Source organism: Haloplanus sp. GCM10025708, assembly GCF_042663985.1.
In the GTDB taxonomy this organism is placed as follows: domain Archaea; phylum Halobacteriota; class Halobacteria; order Halobacteriales; family Haloferacaceae; genus Salinirarus; species Salinirarus marinus.
This window is the reverse complement of the sequence record NZ_JBHSZA010000011.1, coordinates 1,725,527-1,743,090: the sequence shown is the minus strand read 5'-3', so window position 1 is coordinate 1,743,090 and position 17,564 is coordinate 1,725,527. Positions and strand designations below refer to the sequence as shown.

General features: G+C 68.5%; 15 protein-coding genes, 1 tRNA gene and 7 pseudogenes. 13 read left to right on the top strand and 10 right to left on the bottom strand.

What is annotated here, in order from left to right; all coding sequences use genetic code 11:
* Positions 1 to 47: 47 nt before the first annotated feature.
* Entirely contained in the window at positions 48 to 953 is a 906-nt protein-coding gene (gene map, locus ACFQJD_RS12835; protein ID WP_379798716.1) for a type II methionyl aminopeptidase, read from the bottom strand.
* A 192-nt stretch (positions 954 to 1,145) separates the two neighbouring features.
* On the opposite strand from map, the pseudogene icd reads away from it, so the two are divergent.
* Both icd and ACFQJD_RS12825 read left to right on the top strand, forming a co-directional pair.
* Positions 1,146 to 2,400, top strand: a pseudogene (gene icd, locus ACFQJD_RS12830) (isocitrate dehydrogenase (NADP(+))).
* A gap of 91 nt (positions 2,401 to 2,491) precedes the next feature.
* Positions 2,492 to 2,845, top strand: coding sequence for an Appr-1-p processing protein (locus ACFQJD_RS12825; RefSeq protein WP_379798714.1), 354 nt, complete (start codon positions 2,492 to 2,494; stop codon positions 2,843 to 2,845).
* Here ACFQJD_RS12825 and ACFQJD_RS12820 read toward each other — a convergent pair.
* Entirely contained in the window at positions 2,842 to 3,183 is a 342-nt protein-coding gene (locus tag ACFQJD_RS12820; RefSeq protein WP_379798712.1) for a cupin domain-containing protein, read from the bottom strand. The genes ACFQJD_RS12825 and ACFQJD_RS12820 overlap by 4 nt on opposite strands.
* Before the next feature lie 117 nt (positions 3,184 to 3,300).
* Here ACFQJD_RS12820 and ACFQJD_RS12815 point away from each other — a divergent pair, with 117 nt between their 5' ends.
* Both ACFQJD_RS12815 and ACFQJD_RS12810 read left to right on the top strand, forming a co-directional pair.
* Positions 3,301 to 4,041: a response regulator gene (locus ACFQJD_RS12815; protein WP_379798710.1), complete on the top strand. Its 741-nt coding sequence runs from the start codon at positions 3,301 to 3,303 to the stop codon at positions 4,039 to 4,041.
* Between the two features lie 50 nt (positions 4,042 to 4,091).
* Positions 4,092 to 4,613, top strand: a complete 522-nt coding sequence (locus ACFQJD_RS12810; protein WP_379800512.1) for a DUF5817 domain-containing protein — start codon at positions 4,092 to 4,094, stop codon at positions 4,611 to 4,613.
* 222 nt (positions 4,614 to 4,835) lie between these two features.
* Here the strand turns inward: ACFQJD_RS12810 and hmgA are convergent.
* A pseudogene (gene hmgA / locus ACFQJD_RS12805) lies at positions 4,836 to 6,046 on the bottom strand (hydroxymethylglutaryl-CoA reductase (NADPH)).
* Positions 6,047 to 6,127: 81 nt separating this feature from the next.
* Here hmgA and ACFQJD_RS12800 point away from each other — a divergent pair.
* Positions 6,128 to 7,653: pseudogene (locus ACFQJD_RS12800) on the top strand (amidohydrolase).
* 74 nt (positions 7,654 to 7,727) lie between these two features.
* Positions 7,728 to 8,551, top strand: a pseudogene (pyrF, locus tag ACFQJD_RS12795) (orotidine-5'-phosphate decarboxylase).
* Positions 8,552 to 8,562: 11 nt separating this feature from the next.
* On the opposite strand, the gene ACFQJD_RS12790 reads toward pyrF, so the two are convergent.
* Positions 8,563 to 8,700: a zinc finger HIT domain-containing protein gene (locus ACFQJD_RS12790; RefSeq protein WP_379798708.1), complete on the bottom strand. Its 138-nt coding sequence runs from the start codon at positions 8,698 to 8,700 to the stop codon at positions 8,563 to 8,565.
* A gap of 114 nt (positions 8,701 to 8,814) precedes the next feature.
* On the opposite strand from ACFQJD_RS12790, the gene ACFQJD_RS12785 reads away from it, so the two are divergent.
* The 3 genes and pseudogenes from ACFQJD_RS12785 to ACFQJD_RS12775 all read left to right on the top strand — a co-directional run bounded on the left by ACFQJD_RS12785 (position 8,815) and on the right by ACFQJD_RS12775 (position 12,057).
* Entirely contained in the window at positions 8,815 to 9,297 is a 483-nt protein-coding gene (locus ACFQJD_RS12785) for a J domain-containing protein (RefSeq protein WP_379798706.1), read from the top strand.
* A gap of 101 nt (positions 9,298 to 9,398) precedes the next feature.
* Positions 9,399 to 11,023, top strand: a pseudogene (locus tag ACFQJD_RS12780) (GTPBP1 family GTP-binding protein).
* A gap of 83 nt (positions 11,024 to 11,106) precedes the next feature.
* Positions 11,107 to 12,057, top strand: a complete 951-nt coding sequence (locus tag ACFQJD_RS12775; protein WP_379798704.1) for a M48 family metallopeptidase — start codon at positions 11,107 to 11,109, stop codon at positions 12,055 to 12,057.
* A 3-nt stretch (positions 12,058 to 12,060) separates the two neighbouring features.
* Here ACFQJD_RS12775 and ACFQJD_RS12770 read toward each other — a convergent pair.
* From ACFQJD_RS12770 to ACFQJD_RS12760, 3 genes and pseudogenes are all read right to left on the bottom strand, one after another.
* Positions 12,061 to 12,548: pseudogene (locus ACFQJD_RS12770) on the bottom strand (hypothetical protein).
* A pseudogene (mch, locus tag ACFQJD_RS12765) lies at positions 12,545 to 13,475 on the bottom strand (methenyltetrahydromethanopterin cyclohydrolase). Before mch ends, ACFQJD_RS12770 begins: the two co-directional pseudogenes overlap by 4 nt.
* A 42-nt stretch (positions 13,476 to 13,517) precedes the next feature.
* On the bottom strand, positions 13,518 to 13,826 hold the full coding sequence (locus tag ACFQJD_RS12760; protein WP_379798702.1) for an MTH1187 family thiamine-binding protein: 309 nt from the start codon (positions 13,824 to 13,826) through the stop codon (positions 13,518 to 13,520).
* A 56-nt stretch (positions 13,827 to 13,882) separates the two neighbouring features.
* Between ACFQJD_RS12760 and ACFQJD_RS12755 the strand changes: the two genes are divergently transcribed.
* Positions 13,883 to 14,539, top strand: a complete 657-nt coding sequence (locus tag ACFQJD_RS12755; protein ID WP_379798700.1) for an MBL fold metallo-hydrolase — start codon at positions 13,883 to 13,885, stop codon at positions 14,537 to 14,539.
* A 1-nt stretch (position 14,540) separates the two neighbouring features.
* Here the strand turns inward: ACFQJD_RS12755 and ACFQJD_RS12750 are convergent, their stop codons facing one another.
* Positions 14,541 to 15,440, bottom strand: coding sequence for a winged helix-turn-helix domain-containing protein (locus ACFQJD_RS12750; protein ID WP_379798698.1), 900 nt, complete (start codon positions 15,438 to 15,440; stop codon positions 14,541 to 14,543).
* Between the two features lie 123 nt (positions 15,441 to 15,563).
* Here ACFQJD_RS12750 and ACFQJD_RS12745 point away from each other — a divergent pair, with 123 nt between their 5' ends.
* Positions 15,564 to 16,346, top strand: coding sequence for a helix-turn-helix transcriptional regulator (locus ACFQJD_RS12745; RefSeq protein ID WP_379798696.1), 783 nt, complete (start codon positions 15,564 to 15,566; stop codon positions 16,344 to 16,346).
* Between the two features lie 131 nt (positions 16,347 to 16,477).
* Complete coding sequence (locus ACFQJD_RS12740; protein WP_379798694.1) at positions 16,478 to 16,621, top strand: DUF1289 domain-containing protein; 144 nt, start codon at positions 16,478 to 16,480, stop codon at positions 16,619 to 16,621.
* 185 nt (positions 16,622 to 16,806) lie between these two features.
* Here the strand turns inward: ACFQJD_RS12740 and ACFQJD_RS12735 are convergent, their stop codons facing one another.
* The gene (locus tag ACFQJD_RS12735) at positions 16,807 to 17,061 is read right to left on the bottom strand and encodes a hypothetical protein (RefSeq protein WP_379798692.1); all 255 of its coding nucleotides are present in this window, start codon (positions 17,059 to 17,061) and stop codon (positions 16,807 to 16,809) included.
* A gap of 254 nt (positions 17,062 to 17,315) precedes the next feature.
* Here ACFQJD_RS12735 and ACFQJD_RS12730 point away from each other — a divergent pair, with 254 nt between their 5' ends.
* The gene (locus ACFQJD_RS12730) at positions 17,316 to 17,477 is read left to right on the top strand and encodes a hypothetical protein (RefSeq protein WP_379798690.1); all 162 of its coding nucleotides are present in this window, start codon (positions 17,316 to 17,318) and stop codon (positions 17,475 to 17,477) included.
* On the opposite strand, the gene ACFQJD_RS12725 is transcribed toward ACFQJD_RS12730, so the two are convergent.
* Positions 17,446 to 17,516 (bottom strand) — tRNA-Gly (locus ACFQJD_RS12725). The genes ACFQJD_RS12730 and ACFQJD_RS12725 overlap by 32 nt on opposite strands.
* Between the last annotated feature and the right edge of the window lie 48 nt (positions 17,517 to 17,564).

The window sequence follows — 17,564 nt, the reverse complement described above, 5'->3', positions numbered from 1 at the left end:
CGAGCCCTACCGGGTGTCGGTCTGTGGAATCTGCGACGACGAAACCGTCACGAGAATGAACGACGCCAGGTCGTCACTTCGCATCCGTCCTCGGTGACGATGACGGTGTGTTCCGCCTGGCTGACGAGACGGCCCTCCTCCTCTTTCAACACGGGGTAGCCGTGGACGACGTCCTGTTGTTTCAATCTGCGCAGCGCCATCTTCGCGCGCGGCACGTCGAGCCACCGCGCGGCGAAGGGGAGCGTCCGATACTCCTCGGTGATCTGTTCGAGTGCCTGTCTGGCCTGTCGGTTCCGCACCGACTGCTCGCGTTCGAGGCCGTAGATCTCCTCGGTCGAGCCCTCGCTGACTTTCCCCCGGCCGTCGGTGGCGAACGGTTCGACGGCGACGACGTCGCCGACCTGGAGTTCCGCCCCGCGGTCGACGCCCCGGTTCGGGATGCTCGGCCCCGTGTGGGCGTCGTACTGTGCGACGCCGTGGCCCGAGAGATTGAGCACCGGCGTGTATCCGTAGCCCCGGATGACGTCCTCGATCTCGGCACCGACGGTGCCCGTGTCGACGCCGGGGCCGATGGCGTCGACGGCGACGTCGAGTGCCTCCTCGGCCGCCTCGACGAGGTCGGGGGTCCCCGTGAAGTCGATCGTCCGGGCGGCGTCAGCGATGTAGCCGTCGACGTGGACGCCGACGTCGAGACAGACCATGTCCTCGCCGAACTCCGTCTCGTCGTCCCGTGCTGGCGTCGCGTGCGACGCCTCCTCGTCGACGCTGATGTTGACCGGGAACGCACAGCCGTCCGCGAGTTCCTCGATCCTCGATTCCGCGTATTCGGCGACTTCCAGGTGTTTCACGCCGGGTTCGACCATCTCGGCGGCCTCGTCGAGGACCGTCTGCAACACCTCGCCCGCCTCTCGATACTTCTCGACCGTCTCGTCGTCGAGGGGTCCGATGCTCATGGCGTTCGATTGGCTCGGTCGGGGGAAAGAGGTTGCGCCATCGCCGACGGGGGCCGCCCGCGATCCGCCGTCGCGGCCGTCACCCCGGGACTCACGACCGGGGAGCCGGCCACCGCGCTCCTGTGCCGAAATCTCGCTTCCTGGTGCGATAACGGCAGGTCTTTTACCTGGGTGGGAAAACCGCGCTATGATATGAGCTACGACCAGATCGAAATCCCCGAGGCGGGAACGAAGATCACCGCCGACGAGGACGGAACGCTGCAGGTACCCGACGACCCCATCGTTCCGATACTCCACGGCGACGGGATCGGCAAGGACGTCGGTCCGGCGGCACAGGGAGTCCTCGACGCCGCGGCGGCGGCGACCGGCCGGTCCATCAACTGGATGCGCGTCTACGCCGGCGAGTCCGCCCGCGAGCGATACGACGAGAACCTCCCTCAGGAGACGGTCGACGCCATCCGCGACTACCGCGTCGCCATCAAGGGGCCGCTCACGACGCCCGTCGGCGCGGGCTTCCGGTCGCTCAACGTCGCGCTCCGGAAGAAACTCGACCTCTACGCGAACATGCGGCCGACCTACCACCTCGACGGCGTCCCGTCGCCGGTCAAAACCCCCGAGAAGATGGACATGGTCAACTTCCGGGAGAACACCGAGGACGTCTACGCCGGCATCGAGTGGGAGGCCGGCACCGACGAGGTCGAGACGGTCCGCGAGTTCGTCGAGGAGGAGATGGGCTTCGACGCGACCATCCACGACGGCCCGGTCGGCATCGGCGTCAAGCCGATCTCGGAGTTCGGCACCAAGCGCCTCGTCCGGCAGGCGATCGAGTACGCCCTCGAGAACGACCGCGACTCGGTGACGCTCGTCCACAAGGGCAACATCATGAAGTTCACCGAGGGCGCGTTCCGCGACTGGGGGTACGAACTCGCCGCCGAGGAGTTCCCCGAGACGACCATCACCGAGGACGAACTCTGGGAGGAGTACGACGGCGAGAAGCCCGAGGACGTGGTCGTCGTCAAAGACCGCATCGCCGACAACATGCTCCAGCAACTGCTCACCCGGACCGACCAGTACGACGTGCTGGCGATGCCGAACCTCAACGGCGACTACCTCTCGGACGCCGCCGGCGCACAGATCGGCGGGCTCGGCATCGCGCCGGGGGAACTTCGGCGACGGTCGCTGCCTCGCCGAACCCGTCCACGGATCGGCCCCCAAGTACGCCGGGCAGGACAAGGTCAACCCGACCGCGATGATCCTCTCCGGCCGCATCATGCTCGAATACCTCGGCTGGGACGACGCCGCGGACCTCGTGCGCGACGCCGTCGAACAGACCATCTCCTCGAAGCAGGTCACCTACGACCTCCACCGGCAGATCGAAGGCGGCACGAAACTCGCCACCAGCGAGTTCGCCGACGCGGTCGTCGAGAACATCGAGAAGCTCTCCTGACCGCCGCCGGTTCGCACTCAGTTCCCCCGTCTCGTGAACGACCGCGCCGATTCGGCCAAGAGCTAACACGCGGCCGACCGAACGCCCACACGTGGATTTCGAGGTAGTGCGGAGTGACGTCGCCGAACAGGCGGCGGACGCGGTGGTGAACGCCGCCAACACGAGTCTCCGGGTGGAGTCCGGCGTCGCGGGCGCGCTCGGCGAGGCGGGCGGCGAGGCGCTCGACGACGCCGACTACGTCGTCCACGCGGCGACGATGCCCGCCGGTGGCCGGGCGTCGGCCCAGAGCATCCACGAGGCGACTCGGAGCGCGCTGGAGGGGGCCGACATCATCGGCGAGGAGATCACGGCGTTCGACCCCGAGTCGCTCGCAGACGTGCGATTCATCGCCTACGGCACCGAGGAGTACGAGGTCGTGAAGCGAGCGACCGCGGAGTATCGCTAGTCCCTCGCCCAGTCGGGGTTCGTCCGCGGTGGGCTGAAGATGTCGACGCCGCGGACGGGCACGTCGCCGTGATTCTCGGCCGCGTGCGGCTCGCCGCCGGGGACGACGTAGGAGTCGCCCGCGCTGACCGTGCGCTCCTCGCCGTCGACGAGGAAGGTGAGCGTGCCGTCGGTGAGAAAGCCCGTCTGTTCGTGGGGGTGACTGTGTTCCGGCACGGCCGCTCCCGGTTCGAAGAAGAAATGCTGGACGCTCATCCGATCGCCCGCCGCTAACTGCGTCAGATGCACGCCCTCGACCGCTTCGACTGCGTCTTCCGCGTCGTGGGGAACGATGTCCATAGTCGGTGTGGCGACGCCCGTTAGCATAAAGTTCCGGGCCGGGGTCGCTCGCCGCCGAGCGCCCGGTGCCCGACGCGCACGCCAAATATTTTATCGAATTAACACGAACGTCGAACGATGGACAGAGTCCTCGTCGTCGACGACGAAGCCGACGTCGCCGAGACGACGGCGATGATGCTGGCGGACCGCGGCCTGGAGCCGGTCTGGGTAGCCGGCCCGCGGGCCGCACTCGACGAACTCGCCGGCTCGGGGCGTTCGATCGGCTGTGTCGTCAGCGACTACAAGATGCCCGAAATGGACGGCCTGGAGCTACTGGAGCGGGTCCGAGAGCGCCGCCCCGGCCTCCCGTATCTGCTCTTTACCGGACGCGGCTCCGAGGAGGTGGCAAGTCGAGCGATCACGGCCGGAGCGGACGGCTACCTCCAGAAGGGCACCTCGGAGCAGTACGACCGCCTCGCGAATCGCGTGGAGGCGCTGCTCGACCAGGTCCACACGCGCCGGGAACTCGACAAGCGCGACCAGCAGTTCAGGGCCATCTTCGAGAACGCCTACGACGGGATATTCATCCTCGACCTCGAGGACGCGGTCATCGTCGACGCGAACCCGCGCGCCTGCGAACTCCTCGAGTATCCGTACGACGAGCTCGTCGGCACGTCGATCGGGGAGATCCACCCCGACGACTACGAGGAGTATCTCGAAGTCGGGAAGTCCATCCTCGAAACCCGGACGGCCAAACGGGTGGAGTCCGTCTGTTACACCCGCGACGGGGACACGATCCGGTCGGACATCACCGCCGCGCCGATGGCGTACGGCGGCCAGACCTACCTGTTGACGATCATGCGGCCCCGGAAGCAGTGAGGCGTCGGCGTCTCCGAGGATTCATGTTCGAACCCGCCCAACGCCGGGACATGTACGCGGTGGTGGGCTGTAGCGACTGTGGCGCGCTGTGGATACTGGCCGATCCGACGGAGGCGAAGACGGCGCAGTGTCCCCGGTGTCGGACGCGCCACGAGACGCGGAGGCTCGAGCGCTTCTACCGCACCGAGGACCGGGACGCTGCCCGCGAGGCCCGCGCCGCGATGGTGGCCGAGAAGTCGGGCGACAGCGAAGCGTTCGACGCCCTCCCGTCGGTGCGCGAGATGGAACGGCGACTCGACGACGCCGGCGTCGACGACGACGAGTATCTGACCGCGGCGGGTCTCGACGCCGACGCCGTCGCCGACGCGGGCGACGTCGGCGGCTCACCGAGCCAGAGCCGCCCCGAACTCGTGCGGGCGGCCCTCAGCGAGGGCGGCGCGCGGACGGAGTCCGAGATAGTCGCGTACGCGACGGAGCGAGGGGTGCCGGCCGAGGCGGCGCGCGACGTCCTCGAACGTCTCACCCGCCGGGGAGAACTGACCGAGAGCGGCGGCGAATACCGACTCCTATAGCTACAACAGGCCGAGCAGTCGGAGGGCGGTCAGCGCCGAGACGACGATTCCGAGCAGGAGTTTCACGAGGCGGAGCCGTCGGTACGGGGGCGGGTGGTCGTCGGACATGGGTGGACGCGCCCGCCGGTGCTCGCCGCCGGGCGCGTTCGACGATGTGGGGACGGACGGGCCTAAACGTGAGCCACGTCCGCGGTGAAAGTGAACGTTCTTCCGGAAGTGAACTCAGCGCCCGAGGCTCTCGTGGGCGCTGGAGAGGTGGCGCGATCCGAGCGCGGCGAGCAGGGAGAGCTCGCTGGCGAGCGCGCCGACGGCGACGCATTCGGCGAGGGCGTCGGCGTTCGCCCCCGGTGGGTCGCCGCCGCCGCGGACGCCGAGCACGTCGAGCCCTCGGCCTGCGTCGGCAGGCGCGTCCCGCCGCCGACGGTGCCGACTTCCAGGCTCGCCAGCGAGACGCTCGCGTACAGGTCGCCCGAACGAACCTCGGCCGTGGTGATGGCGTTCGACCCCTCGACCACCTGCGCGGCGTCCTGGCCCGTGGCGAGGAACATGGCGGCGACGACGTTGGCGACCTGGGCGTTGAAGCCGAGACTCCCCGCCTTGGCGCTCCCGACGTGGTTCTTCCGGGTGTTGATCTCCGCGATGGCTTCGGGCGTCGTGTGGAGCCTGTCCTCGACGACGTCCCGGGGGAGGGTCACGTCGGCGGTGACGCTCCGCCCTCGGCCTTCGACGGCGTTGACGGCGGCCGGCTTCTTGTCCGTACAGAGGTTGCCCGAGAGCGCCACCAGCTCGGCCGTCGTCTCGCGTTCGAGCACCTCGGCCGCCTCGCGGGTGGCGATGGTGGCCATGTTCATCCCCATGGCGTCTTTGGTGTCGTAGCGAAACCGCAGGAAGACGGAGTTGCCGACGACGTAGGGCGTCACGTCGAGCAGTTCGCCGTGGCTCGTCGTCGACTCCGCCGCCTCGGCGAGGCGGGCTTCGTGCTCGCGGACCCACTCCACCGTCGCCTCGGCCTCGGCGACGTCGGCGACGCGGAAGACGGGCGCGCGGGTCATCCCGGATTTGGTCACGCGGGCCGTCGCGCCGCCCGCCCGGTCGATGACCGAACAGCCGCGGTTGACGCTGGCCAGCAGTGCGCCCTCGGTCGTGGCGAACGGGAGGTAGAACTCGCCGTCCGCGGCGGCCCCGTCGATCGTGACGGGGCCGGCGACGCCCATCGGTATCTGGGCGGCCCCGACCATGTTCTCGACGTTGGCCTCGGCCTCGGTCGCGGGAAAGCCGTAGTCGCCGACGGCGTCGAGCGACGCGCCCGACTGCTCCTCGACGAGGCGACGTCGCGCTGCCGCCGCGGCGTCGGCGTCCGCGTGGTCTTCGAGTTCGTGGAATCCGAGTTCGCCGTCGCGGACGCGGTCCGCAAGGGATGCTGGATCGGTCATACCGGGTGGTGGAGCGGGTTCTTCCTAACAGTTGCTACTTTCGACCCGAACTGTTTTCGCCCTCGCCGCCGCGCATCCGATATGACCGAGGCCGCCGACCTCCTGTTGACGAACGCGGAGGTCCACACGCTCGCCCGCCCGGACGAGACCCACGAGGCCGTCGCCGTCCGCGACGGCGAGATCGTCCGCGTCGGTAGCGCGTACGAACTCGACTTTCTGGCGGGCGTCGAGACGCGAACCGTCGACCTGGACGGACGGGTCCTCCTCCCAGGGTTCGTCGACGCCCACACCCACCTCTCGATGGTCGGACGAGCGCTCGTCCACGCCGACCTCTCGGGCGCGTCGGGACCGGCGGAGTGCGCCTCCCGCCTCCAGGCCCGCGCCGACGAGGTGGCCGCCGGCGAGTTCGTCCTCGGCTTTCGCTACGACGAAAGCGAGTGGGACGAGTCGAGATATCTCACTCGGGACGATTTGGACGACGTCGACGCCGCCGGCCCCGTCGTCGCCTTCCGCGAGGACCTCCACGTTGCCGCCCTCGACTCGACGGCGCTCGACCGACTGCTTCCCGAGTCGCCCGACCGCGGCGTCCGCCGCGAGAACGGGGAGCCGACGGGCGTCGTCGTTGGAGGGGCGCTCGACTCCGTCTACGCCGCCATCGAACCCGACGCGGCCGAGATGCACGAGTTGCTGACGGTGGCCCAGGCCGAGGCCAACGCCCGCGGCGTCACCGGCGTCCACGACGTGGTTCGCGGCTCCCGCGCGCCCGAGGTCTACCGCGACCTGGACCGCGAGGGCGAACTGACGCTGCGCGTCCGCCTCAACTACTGGTCGGACCACCTCGACGCACTGGTGGAGGCGGGCCTCCACACCGGCCACGGCACCGACATGGTCGAGGTGGGGGCGATAAAGACCTACACCGACGGGACCATCGGCGGCCGGACGGCGAAACTGAGCGAGCCCTACGACGACGCCGAGGGCGCGGGCGAGTGGGTCGTCCCGCCCGCCGAGTTCCGCGACATCCTCGCGGCCGCCGAGGACGCCGGCTTCCAGGTCGCCGCTCACGCCATCGGCGACGTGGCCGTCGACGCCGTCCTCAACGCGTACGCGTCGTCGGGCCGCGGAGCCCGCCACCGCGTCGAACACCTCGAACTCGCCAGCGACGACGCCGTCGCCCGAATCGCGGACCTCGACGTCGTGGCGTCGGTCCAGCCGAACTTCCTGAAGTGGGGCGGCGACGACGGACTGTACGCCGCGCGCCTCGGCGACCGATGGACCGACGCCAACCGTTTTCGCGCCCTCGCCGACGCCGGTGCGACGCTCGCGTTCGGCAGCGACTGCATGCCGCTTGCCCCCTCTACGGCGTCCACCAGACGGTGAACGCGCCGGTCGAGAGCCAGCGACTCGGCGTGACCGAGGCGCTCCGCGCGTACACGCTCGGGGCGGCCTACGCCGGCTTCGACGAGGGCCGACTCGGGACGATCGAGGCGGGCAAGCGAGCCGATCTCGTGGCCCTCGACCGCTCGCCCTGGGCCCAGCCGGACGCCATCGCCGACCTCGACGTCGCCGTGACCGTCGTCGACGGGCGGCTCGTCTACGACGATCGCTGACGCCGACTTGGCGATACTCGTCACCGTCGGCTGAGGGTCGGAAGCTTGTAGTTCTCGCCGGGCCGACTCCCGGTATGACCTTCTTCGACCGCCTCGGCGACCGCATCGACCGGGTCGACAGCGTCGTCTCCGTCGGTCTCGACCCCGATCCGTCCCGGATCCCCGACTTCCTCGCGGACCGCGATCTGCCGCGGTGGGCGTTCAACCGCCGCGTCATCGACGCTACCCACGAACACGCGGCCGCCTACAAGCCCAACGCCGCCTTCTACGAGGACAGTACGGGGTGGCGCGCGCTGCGAGAGACCATCGCCTACGCCCACGGGAAGGACGTGCCCGTCCTCCTGGATGCCAAGCGAGCCGACATCGGCAACACGAGTCGGCAGTACGCCTCGCTGCTCGACTCGGCCGACGCCATCACCGTCAACCCCTACATGGGTCGCGATTCGCTCGACCCGTTTCTCTCCCGCGAGGACGCGGGCGTGTTCGTCCTCTGTCGCACCTCGAACCCCGGCGGCGCGGACCTCCAGGACCTCGAACTCGCCACCGGCGAACCGGTGTATCGGCGAGTCGCCGCGCTGGCGGACCTCTGGAACGAACACGACAACGTGGGGTTGGTCGTCGGCGCGACGGCCCCCGAGGAACTCGAAACGCTCCGCACCGAGGTGCCGGACCTCCCCTTCCTCGTCCCGGGCGTCGGCGCGCAGGGGGCGACGCCGAGGCGGCCGTCGAGTACGGCCTCGCCGACGGCGTCGGCCTCGTGAACTCCTCGCGGGGCATCATCTTCGCTGGCGAGCAGCGCTCACGGTCGCAGTCCGGGGCCGCGGGCGAGGACGCCTACTTCGGCGCGGCGGGCGCGGCGGCAAAGCGTCTGAAACATCGACTCAATCAGTATCGGTAGGCTCTCGACGTTTACATCTGCGTCGCACAGTCGACACAGAGGCCGACCCTCGCCTCGTAATGTTGCTCACAGACGGCCGCGCCACACCGGTCACAGGTGTATCGCGCCTCGGCGGACTCGCAGATCTGACAGACGCCGGCGAAGCTCATGGGTCGTCGTTCGGTTGCCGACTCCTTTAGCACTCGGCCTGTTCTCGGGCGGGGGCGACCGGACGGGTGCGACCGGGCGAGACGCTTACAAGCCCCGCTTCCGTATCTCCCGCCGTGGACAGGGACGGTCTCGTGCTCGGACTCGCGTCGACGTTCGCCGGCATCACCGTCGTACTGCTGGTGCTGGCGTTCGTGGAGCAGTTGTTCCTGCTGTTCGTCGCGCTCCCGTTCGGCGTGACGACCTACTTCATGTGGCAACACGCGACCGGGCGACTCGAGGAACGGATGTGGTCACGGTCGCGGAAACGGGCGAGCGTGGCCGGCGAACGCGCGACCGGGAACGCGTCGCGCGGTCCGCGTGGCTTCCAGGCCGGGCCGCGCGGAGCGAACGCGCGGGCGGGGCGGCGTACCACGGAGACGTCTCGAACGACCCGGACCGAGGCGTATCGGACGCTCGGACTCGACTCCGGCGCGACGGAGGCGGAGATTCGCCGCGCCTACCGGGCGAAGGTGAAGGAGGTCCACCCCGACGCCGAGTCCGGGGACGAAGAGGCGTTCAAGCGGGTCAACCGCGCCTACGAGACGCTCACCGACTGACGCGCCGGACGACGCTCGCGGACCAGCGCGCCGGACGACGCCGTGTTACCGATACCCACGCGACGGAAAGGATTTTAGCGGGTCATGGCTTATCAAGCCCCATGAGCGCGGACCGGGCTCTCCTCGAAGAGGCCCAGAGCGCGGCGAACGAGAGGGCGGGCGCGTCGAGTTCAAGGAACGACTCTCCCGCGACGTCCACCTCGCGGACGGCCGGATGGAGAGTCTGGCGGCGCAGTTACGCCATCGCGTCCTCTCGGGGGACGGCGAGGCGACGTACGTCGTCGGCGTCACCGACGACGGCCACCTCGCCGGCATCCCAATCGACGACTTCTCCGAATCCATGGACGTGCTCTCGTTGCTCGCCGAGGAGGCCGGTGCGCACATCGAAGACGTCGAGACGTGGAGCGTCGACGGCGTCGCCGGCGACGACTCGTCCGGCGGCGGCATCGTCGGCGTCGCCACCGTCCGCGAGGGCGCGATGCTGGAGACCGACGACTCGCACATCGTCGTCGGCACCGCCGGCCACGTCGACCACGGCAAGAGCACGCTCGTCGGGACGCTCGTCACCGGACAGGCCGACGACGGCGAGGGCAGCACGCGGGGCTTTCTCGACGTCCAACCCCACGAAGTCGAACGCGGCCTGTCGGCCGACCTCTCGTACGCCGTCTACGGCTTCGACGACGGGCCCATCCACGTGGACAACCCCCACCGGAAGGCCGATCGGGCCCGCGTCGTCGAGGAGTCGAATCGCCTCGTCTCCTTCGTCGACACGGTGGGCCACGAACCCTGGCTCCGCACCACTATCCGGGGTCTCGTCGGACAGAAACTCGACTACGGCCTCCTGACCGTCGCGGCCGACGACGGCCCGACGAAGACCACGCGCGAACATCTCGGCATCCTGCTGGCCACGGAACTGCCGACGCTCGTCGCCATCACCAAGGTGGACGCCGTCACCGAGGAGCGCGTCGACGAGGTCGAGCGCGAGGTCGAACGGCTGTTGCGCGACGTGGACAAGACGCCGCTGCTCGTCGAACGCCACGGCGTCGACGCCGCCGTCGAGGAGATCGGTGACGCGGTCGTCCCCGTCCTGCGGACGAGCGCCGTCACGATGCAGGGGCTCGACGACCTCGACGCCCTCTTCGAGCAGCTCCCGAAGACGAACGACCGAGGCGGCGACTTCCGGATGTACATCGACCGCACCTACTCGGTGACGGGCGTCGGTGCCGTCGCCTCGGGCACGGTCAACTCCGGCACCGTCGAAGCGGGCGACGAGTTGCTCCTGGGCCCGATGCCCGACGGCGCGTTCCGCGAGGTCGAGGTCCGCTCCATCGAGATGCATTACCACCGCGTCGACCGGGCGAAAGCCGGTCGCATCGTCGGTATCGCCCTCAAGGGGGTCCGCGAATCGGAGGTCGAACGCGGGATGGTCCTCCTGCCGGGCGACGCCGACCCGACTCCCGTCCGGGAGTTCGAGGCGGAAGTGATGGTGTTGAACCACCCCACGCGAATCGGCACGGGCTACGAACCCGTCGTCCACCTCGAAACCATCAGCGAGGCGGCCGTCTTCCGCCCCGACGGCGACCAGCTCCTCCCGGGCGACAACGGCTCCACCAGCGTCGAGTTCAAATTCCGGCCCTACCTCGTCGAGGAAGGGCAGCGGTTCGTCTTCCGCGAGGGCCGGAGCAAGGGCGTCGGCACCGTCACCGACGTGACGCCGGCGGACTGACGCCGGCGGACTGACGCCGGCGGTCGGAGAACGCCCGCTCTCCCGTCGACAGGCGTTTGTCGCCGCTGGCCCAATGCCCGACGATGCGACGCCTCGTCACCCGTTCGCTGATGGCCGTGACGGGGGCGGCGATGCTCTTCGTCTACGCCGTCGCCGCCCTCGCGGTCTATCGACTGGTGTTGTTCCTCTGGCGACAGCGCCCCGACCCCGTGACGACGGCGGTCGTCGTCGTCGGCCTCTCGCTCACCTTCGGCTACGTGAGCTACCGCCTCGGGACGGCGCGCATCCTCTCGGCGCTGGACGCGACGGAGCTCTCGCGCACCCGTGCCGCCGGTTTCTACGACCGGATCGACGCCCTCACCGACGAGATGGACGTCGACGCGCCGCGAGTGCTCGTCGCGCGGATGCAGTCGCCGAACGCGCTGTCGCTCGGCGGCCCGAGCGAGGGCGACGTCGTCCTCGACGACTCGCTGTTCCGGCTGCTCGACGCGGACGAACTCGAAGCCATCGTCGCTCACGAACTCGCGCACCTCGAACGCCGCGACAGCCTCGTCAAGACGCTCGGCTACTCGCTTTCCCAGACCGTCGTCGGCCTGTTCGTCCTCCTGCTGTTGCCCGTGACGGTCATCCTGACGGGCTTCGCCCGGGGGTTGACGTATCTCCGCGGCGGCGACCCGGCGGACCTCCGGCGCATCACGGCGCGCGTCCAGACGGCCGTCGCCGGCGTGGTCGTCCTCCTCCTGTTCGTCTTCACGTTCGCCCTGCAGGCGTACTCGCGACGGCGGGAGTACGCGGCCGACCGGCGCGCCGCCGACGTGACGGGCGACCCGCTCGCGCTGGCGCGGGCGCTGGCGAAGATTCGGCGCGCGTCCACGCCGGGCGGCCTGCTCTCGATGCTCTACATCCACGGCGAGGAGGAGGGGACGCTCACCAGACTGCTCGCCTCGCATCCCCCGATGGAGGAGCGCATCGAGCGACTCGCCGACCGGGCCGAGGAGCGTCGCGGGCAACCGGTCCGAATCGCCGTGGAGTGACGATCAGGCCCGCCGGTACCGGCCGTCGGCCGTCCGCTCTACCGCTCCAAGCAGCGTCAACCAGTCGAGCACGCGCTCCACCCGTTCGCGCCAGACGTCCTCCCACTCCGTCGGATTCTTGTAATGTTCCCACGTCGGCACTCGCTCCTTGAACCGCTCGAACGCCTCGTCGGCGCTGAGCGCGCCGTCCGCTTCCAGCGCGTCAGCACCTCGCTCGCGCCGAAGACGCGGTCGACGAACGCCTCGCGGACGGCCTCGCGCGTCGGATCGACGTCCGTTCGCCTGAACCCCGACTCCGTCTCCTCTGCGAGACGAAGCGCCCGGAGGAAGGTGAGCCACGTCCGGGCGATGTCGCGCGAGGGGAAGTCGAGTCGGCGCATCAGGCGGGCACAGCAGTCGTCCTCGGTGTCGGGGATGAGCGGGACGGCGCGCTGTGCGTCCGCGACGAACTCGAGCGAGTCGGGCGGTTTGGGGACGAGTTTGAACCTCACAGCCCGAACGAGGTTTCGAGGACGGCGTCGTTCGTCTCGCCGAGGACGTGCGTCGGGCCGTCGACGACATCCACCGTCACCTGCGCGGGCGCGAAGACGGTCTCCGGGATCTCGTAGAAATCCCAGTCGGCGTCGGCGAAGATCTCCTCGAACGGCGTGCCGTACTCGGCGGTGGCGGCGGACGGAAGTTCCTCGAAGTGGTCGAACTCCTCGCGCACCTGCAGGTAGACCTGCCCGCCGTAGGCGACGGCGTCGTTCGTCCGGCCCATCGCCACGCTCTCGTCGTAGCTGACGGGCGCGAGGGCGCGCTCCCGTTCACCGAGAGGACGTCGCGCGGATCGTAGCCGAGTTCGAACAGGCGGAAGACGGCGAGTTCGGCCGCCCGCGCCGCCGCCGTGACGCTCCCGGCGGTCGACCCCGTGGCGTACGTCGGCAGGAAGACGCCGCTCGGGGCGACGTCCGCCTTCTCGGCGACGTGTTCGGCCACCTCGTCGCCCGGGAGTTCGATCGACTCGACGGCGAGGACGGTCAGGTCGAACTCGTCGTAGTAGCCGACGGCTTCGAACTCCGCCTCCTCGCCGACCAGCGCGCGCGCCGGGCCGCTCCCGAGGCCGTCGAACGTCTCGAAGGCGAGTTCCCACCCCGCCTTCTGCGAACAGAGGAGCGCGAGCGCCGGGTGGTCCGTCGACAGCTCGACGTGCGGGAGGGCGCGCCCGCCACCTCGTCCATCCGCGTCTGTACCGTCGCCAGCCCGGCCGTCTGAATCTCGACGAGCAACAGGCCCGCCTCGACGCCGCCGTCGGCCTCGACGCCGAAGTCGAGCACCGTCGCCTCGGAGTCGAGTTCGTAGGCACCGACGTTGAGTTCGTCAGCGAAGTCGAGGGCCTCGTCCACCAACTCGACGGCCATCCGGTTGATGCTGTCCATGCCGACGCCTTGGGCGGGTTCGGATAAAGGGTTTGGCAGTCGTTACTCGCGCCGCGCCTCCCGCCCCAGCTCCCGCTCAACGGCTTCGACTTTCTCCCGTGCTCGCTCGTCGACGGTGCGCTTGTCGTCGATCTTGAGGAACGTGCTCACTCTATCCGCGTCCACCGACTCGTGTGCGGCGGCGACGGCGTCCAGCAGAGTGTCGACGTCGTCCGCTTCGATCACGGTGCCCATCGGATTGGTCTCGTACGAGACGTCGAAATCGTCGAGCGCAGCGACGGCGTCCGCCACGTCCGCGGCCATGCTCCCTTCGACGACGGGCGCGACGCTGAGGAGTGCGACGACTGTCATGTCGGACCGATGTGCTCGGAGGAAGGTATAACCGCCGGCCCGCCGACGCTCCCTGCATGTCGTGGCGACTGCTCAAGAAGCCGTACGAAGTCGTTCCGAACGTGTACGATATCACGACGCGCCGGGAGTGGGGGCGGCGCTACCGCTGTTATCTCGTCGACGGCGACGCGCCGACGCTCGTCGACACCTGTCACGACGAGGACGGGCCGAAGGCGACGCTCTTCGAGGGTCTCGACGAACTGGGCGTCGAACCCGAACGGCTGTTCGTCACGCACGGCGACGGTGACCACGTCGGCGGGTTCGACGCCGTCGTCGACCGCTACGGCGTCGAGACGTGGATGCCGGCGGAAACCGAGGCGGAGACGGCACGCGAACCGGACCACCGCTACGGTGACGGCGACCGGTTCGGTGGCTTCGAGGCCGTCCACGTCCCCGGCCACGAAGCCGACAGTTACGCCCTCGTGAACGAGGACGACGGCTTCGCCGTCCTCGGGGATACCGTCGTCGGCGCGGACGTTCGCGGCCTGCCGGCGGGCTACTTCTCCGTCCACGGCGAGACGTACACCGACGACCCCCGAGCGGCCGAACGGAACCTCTCGAAACTCACGGCCTACGACTTCGAGGCCGGCCTCGTCTTCCACGGCTCGTCCGTACTGGAGGCTGCGAGCGGGAAAATCGAGGCCTACGTCGACGGGCCGAAGCGGGACCGGTAGGTCACTCCTCGACGCGAACCACGGACGGGGCGTCGTCCAGAACGAGTCGGAGTTCGTCCCCCTCACACTCGACGGTGACCGAGGCCCGCCACGGATCCTCCGAGACGACGGTCGTCCGCTCGTCCGTCGAGGCGAACGCCATCGTCCAGAGCAACTTCTCGGAGACGTCGACGCCGTGGTCGTAGAAAAACGACACGACGGCCGGGTGCGAGACGACGAGGCCGCCCAGTCGCGTGTAGACCGAGCCGTCACACGTTTCACACGAGTGCAACACGCGATGCTGGATTGCAGGATTGTCTCGGAGCGGCATCTCGGCGTCCGGCGGGAGGACCCGCGAGGTGAGACGAGCACAACACCACGGACAGACGCCCTTGGCCATCGCGCCGATCTCGCGCTGGATGCGGTCGTTCGCCGCGTGGAGGAGTTCGGTCTTCGATCGGTCGATGACCGTGCTCGGCGGGACGAAATACTTGTAACATTGTGCGTCACAGTCGGGACAGCGGACGTGGAACATGCTGTCGCGGTAGGCCGCCGCCTGTCGCGTCCCGCACACGTGACAGGACGACGATAGCTCGAACCGCTCGACCTGGACGCGTTCGGTGAACGTCCCGGTCTTGATCGACTGATAGACGCGCTTGCCGGCGTAGCGCAGCCGGTAGCCGTCGTCGGTATCTTCGACGAAGTGTCCGAGCAGCTGCTGGAGGTGGTAGTTGAACCGGCCGCTACCCGAGACGTCCGCTCGCTGCCGGAGCTCCGAGAACGTCAGCGTCTCGGGTACGCCGGGCTCGGAGGCGTCGCCGAGAGCGCGCAGGATTTTGATGCGCGTCCGGTCTGCCAGCAGCGTGAAGGCATCGTCGGGGGAGAGCGATTCGCCTCGCCCCGAATCCACGTCGTCGGTCATCGCCGGGCTCGTTAACCGTGCATCCGTCTCCCACATAGCTCTTTGCGTTCTCTCTGTCCGCCGAACGAAGCATGGTGAATCACGGCAGGGGTTTATCCGACAGTGCGTAAGTAACCGAAAAGGATGTCGGACACTGCCATCAGGTACCTCGTGGGGTCGGACAACCGGCGTCGAGTGCTCGCCGCCCTTCGCGCGGACGGACCGCTCACTCGGCGCGACCTCGAAGATCGGATCGCGGCGTCGAGACGCACCGTCAAACGGACGCTCGGCGAGCTGGAGGACCGCGGCTGGATCAGACCGGTGGGCGAGGGGTACGACGCGACGGCGCTCGGCGTCTCCGTGCTCGACGCACTCGATGGCGCACTCGACAGAGTCGACCTCGCGACCCGGTTCGCGCCGCTTCTCAGCCACGTCCCGGGCGACGCCGTCGACCTGGACGTCGGGGGCCTCGCGGACGCGACGCTCGTTAGCCCGACCGAGGGGAACCCGTACGCGGCCATGCACCGGCTTCACGAACTCCGCACTGGCGCTGCGTACGTCCGGGAACTCGCGCCGACGCCCTGTCTCGACGGCGTCGAGCAACTCACCGAACGGATCGGCTCGGCGGACGATCCGCCGGACGTCGAAGCCGTCGTCGAAGCGGCCGCCCTCGACGCTGTCGACTCCTCCTCGGACGTCCGGGCGGAACTGGAGGCGCTCGCGACCGCCGAGACGGCCGACGTCCGCACCTGCGATCAGGCGATCCCGGTCGTTCTCGGCGTGTACGACGAGACGGCCGTCATCGGCGCGCTGGACGACGACGGGATCTTGGTCGCCCTGGCCGAAACGACCGACCCCGCCGTCCGCGACTGGGTCGTCGACGAGTATCGATCCTACCGCCAGCAGTCGACGCCCTTCGACGCCTGACGTTGCGGTCGAGTGCACTTTCGCCCCGCGTTCGCTATCCTGATGCAACCGTCTGGTGACGTTCGACGTGACTCCCGACGTCGCGTCGACGTGTCACAGCAGTTAAGCTGATCCGGGACGACAGCCAGTTCATGGTGAGCTCGCCGTGCGTCGATGTCTGTGAGGTCGAGGACGGGGTCTGTGTCGCCTGTAACCGCACGCTGGCGGACATCGCGACGTGGGCGAGCATGACCGAGGCGGAGCGGCGCGAGCGGATGCGCGAACTCGACGGATGACTGCGTACCCGTTGTGTGTCGTGGCCGACGCCGCGCTCGGACTCCTCGCGGATGAGCGCCCGCCGGGAAAGGACCCTCGGGTAATCGGTGGCATCGGACCGGTAAGTGATTCGCGACGTGCTGACTGACCGACTCCAGACCCCACGTGCTGATTAACCGACTCCAACCCATCTTCTCGAGGCGATCTAACACTGCTGCATCGGCTTCGCCCAGTAATCGACACTCCCGTTGTTGAGCAGTGAGAACCGTACACCGACGCAGTTCTCGTCCCCGTCGACGACGTCCGTTGTATCCACCTGACGGGATTCTCCACTCATATCTGCACGGACGACGTATCGCCCGGTTCCGTCGACGGGATTGTCCACGTGGATATTCGCCGTGTCGGGTTCCGTCCCTAACTCGTACGATTCGGAGAAGACTATCTCACCGTCGTCCTCCACGACCACGTCGACCTCGTACGGTTCGTCCCGGTCGTTCAGCAGCCAAATCCACGCGAGCCTCGGGTTCTTCGATTGCGGGGAACTAAACCCGAGACAGCCCGCACTGGCGACCACAGTACAAACCGAGAGGAGGGCTTGGCGACGCTTCACACCTCACCCCCACGGTGCTGTCGGTAAGTATCTTGTCTGTACCTGTTTTCCTATGTAGCCAGACTGATTTTCGCCCTCCGGTGACTCGTCTCTCAATAGATGACTTGTCGTTCGAGTTCGTCGGAGATCTCCTCCTGTCGCTCCCGCACGGCTTCGAGAAGGCGCAGTACCGCATCGAGGTCGGCGTCGTCCTCAGCGTCGATCGCCTCGCTCGTCGGTTTGCGTCGGCAGAACTGCGCTGGCCGGGATTTGAACCCGGGTTGTGACCATGGCAAGGTCACGTGATACCACTACACTACCAGCGCCCTGTTGCAGTTCACTGTAACCGCCGATTCATCCTTAAGAGTTCCGAC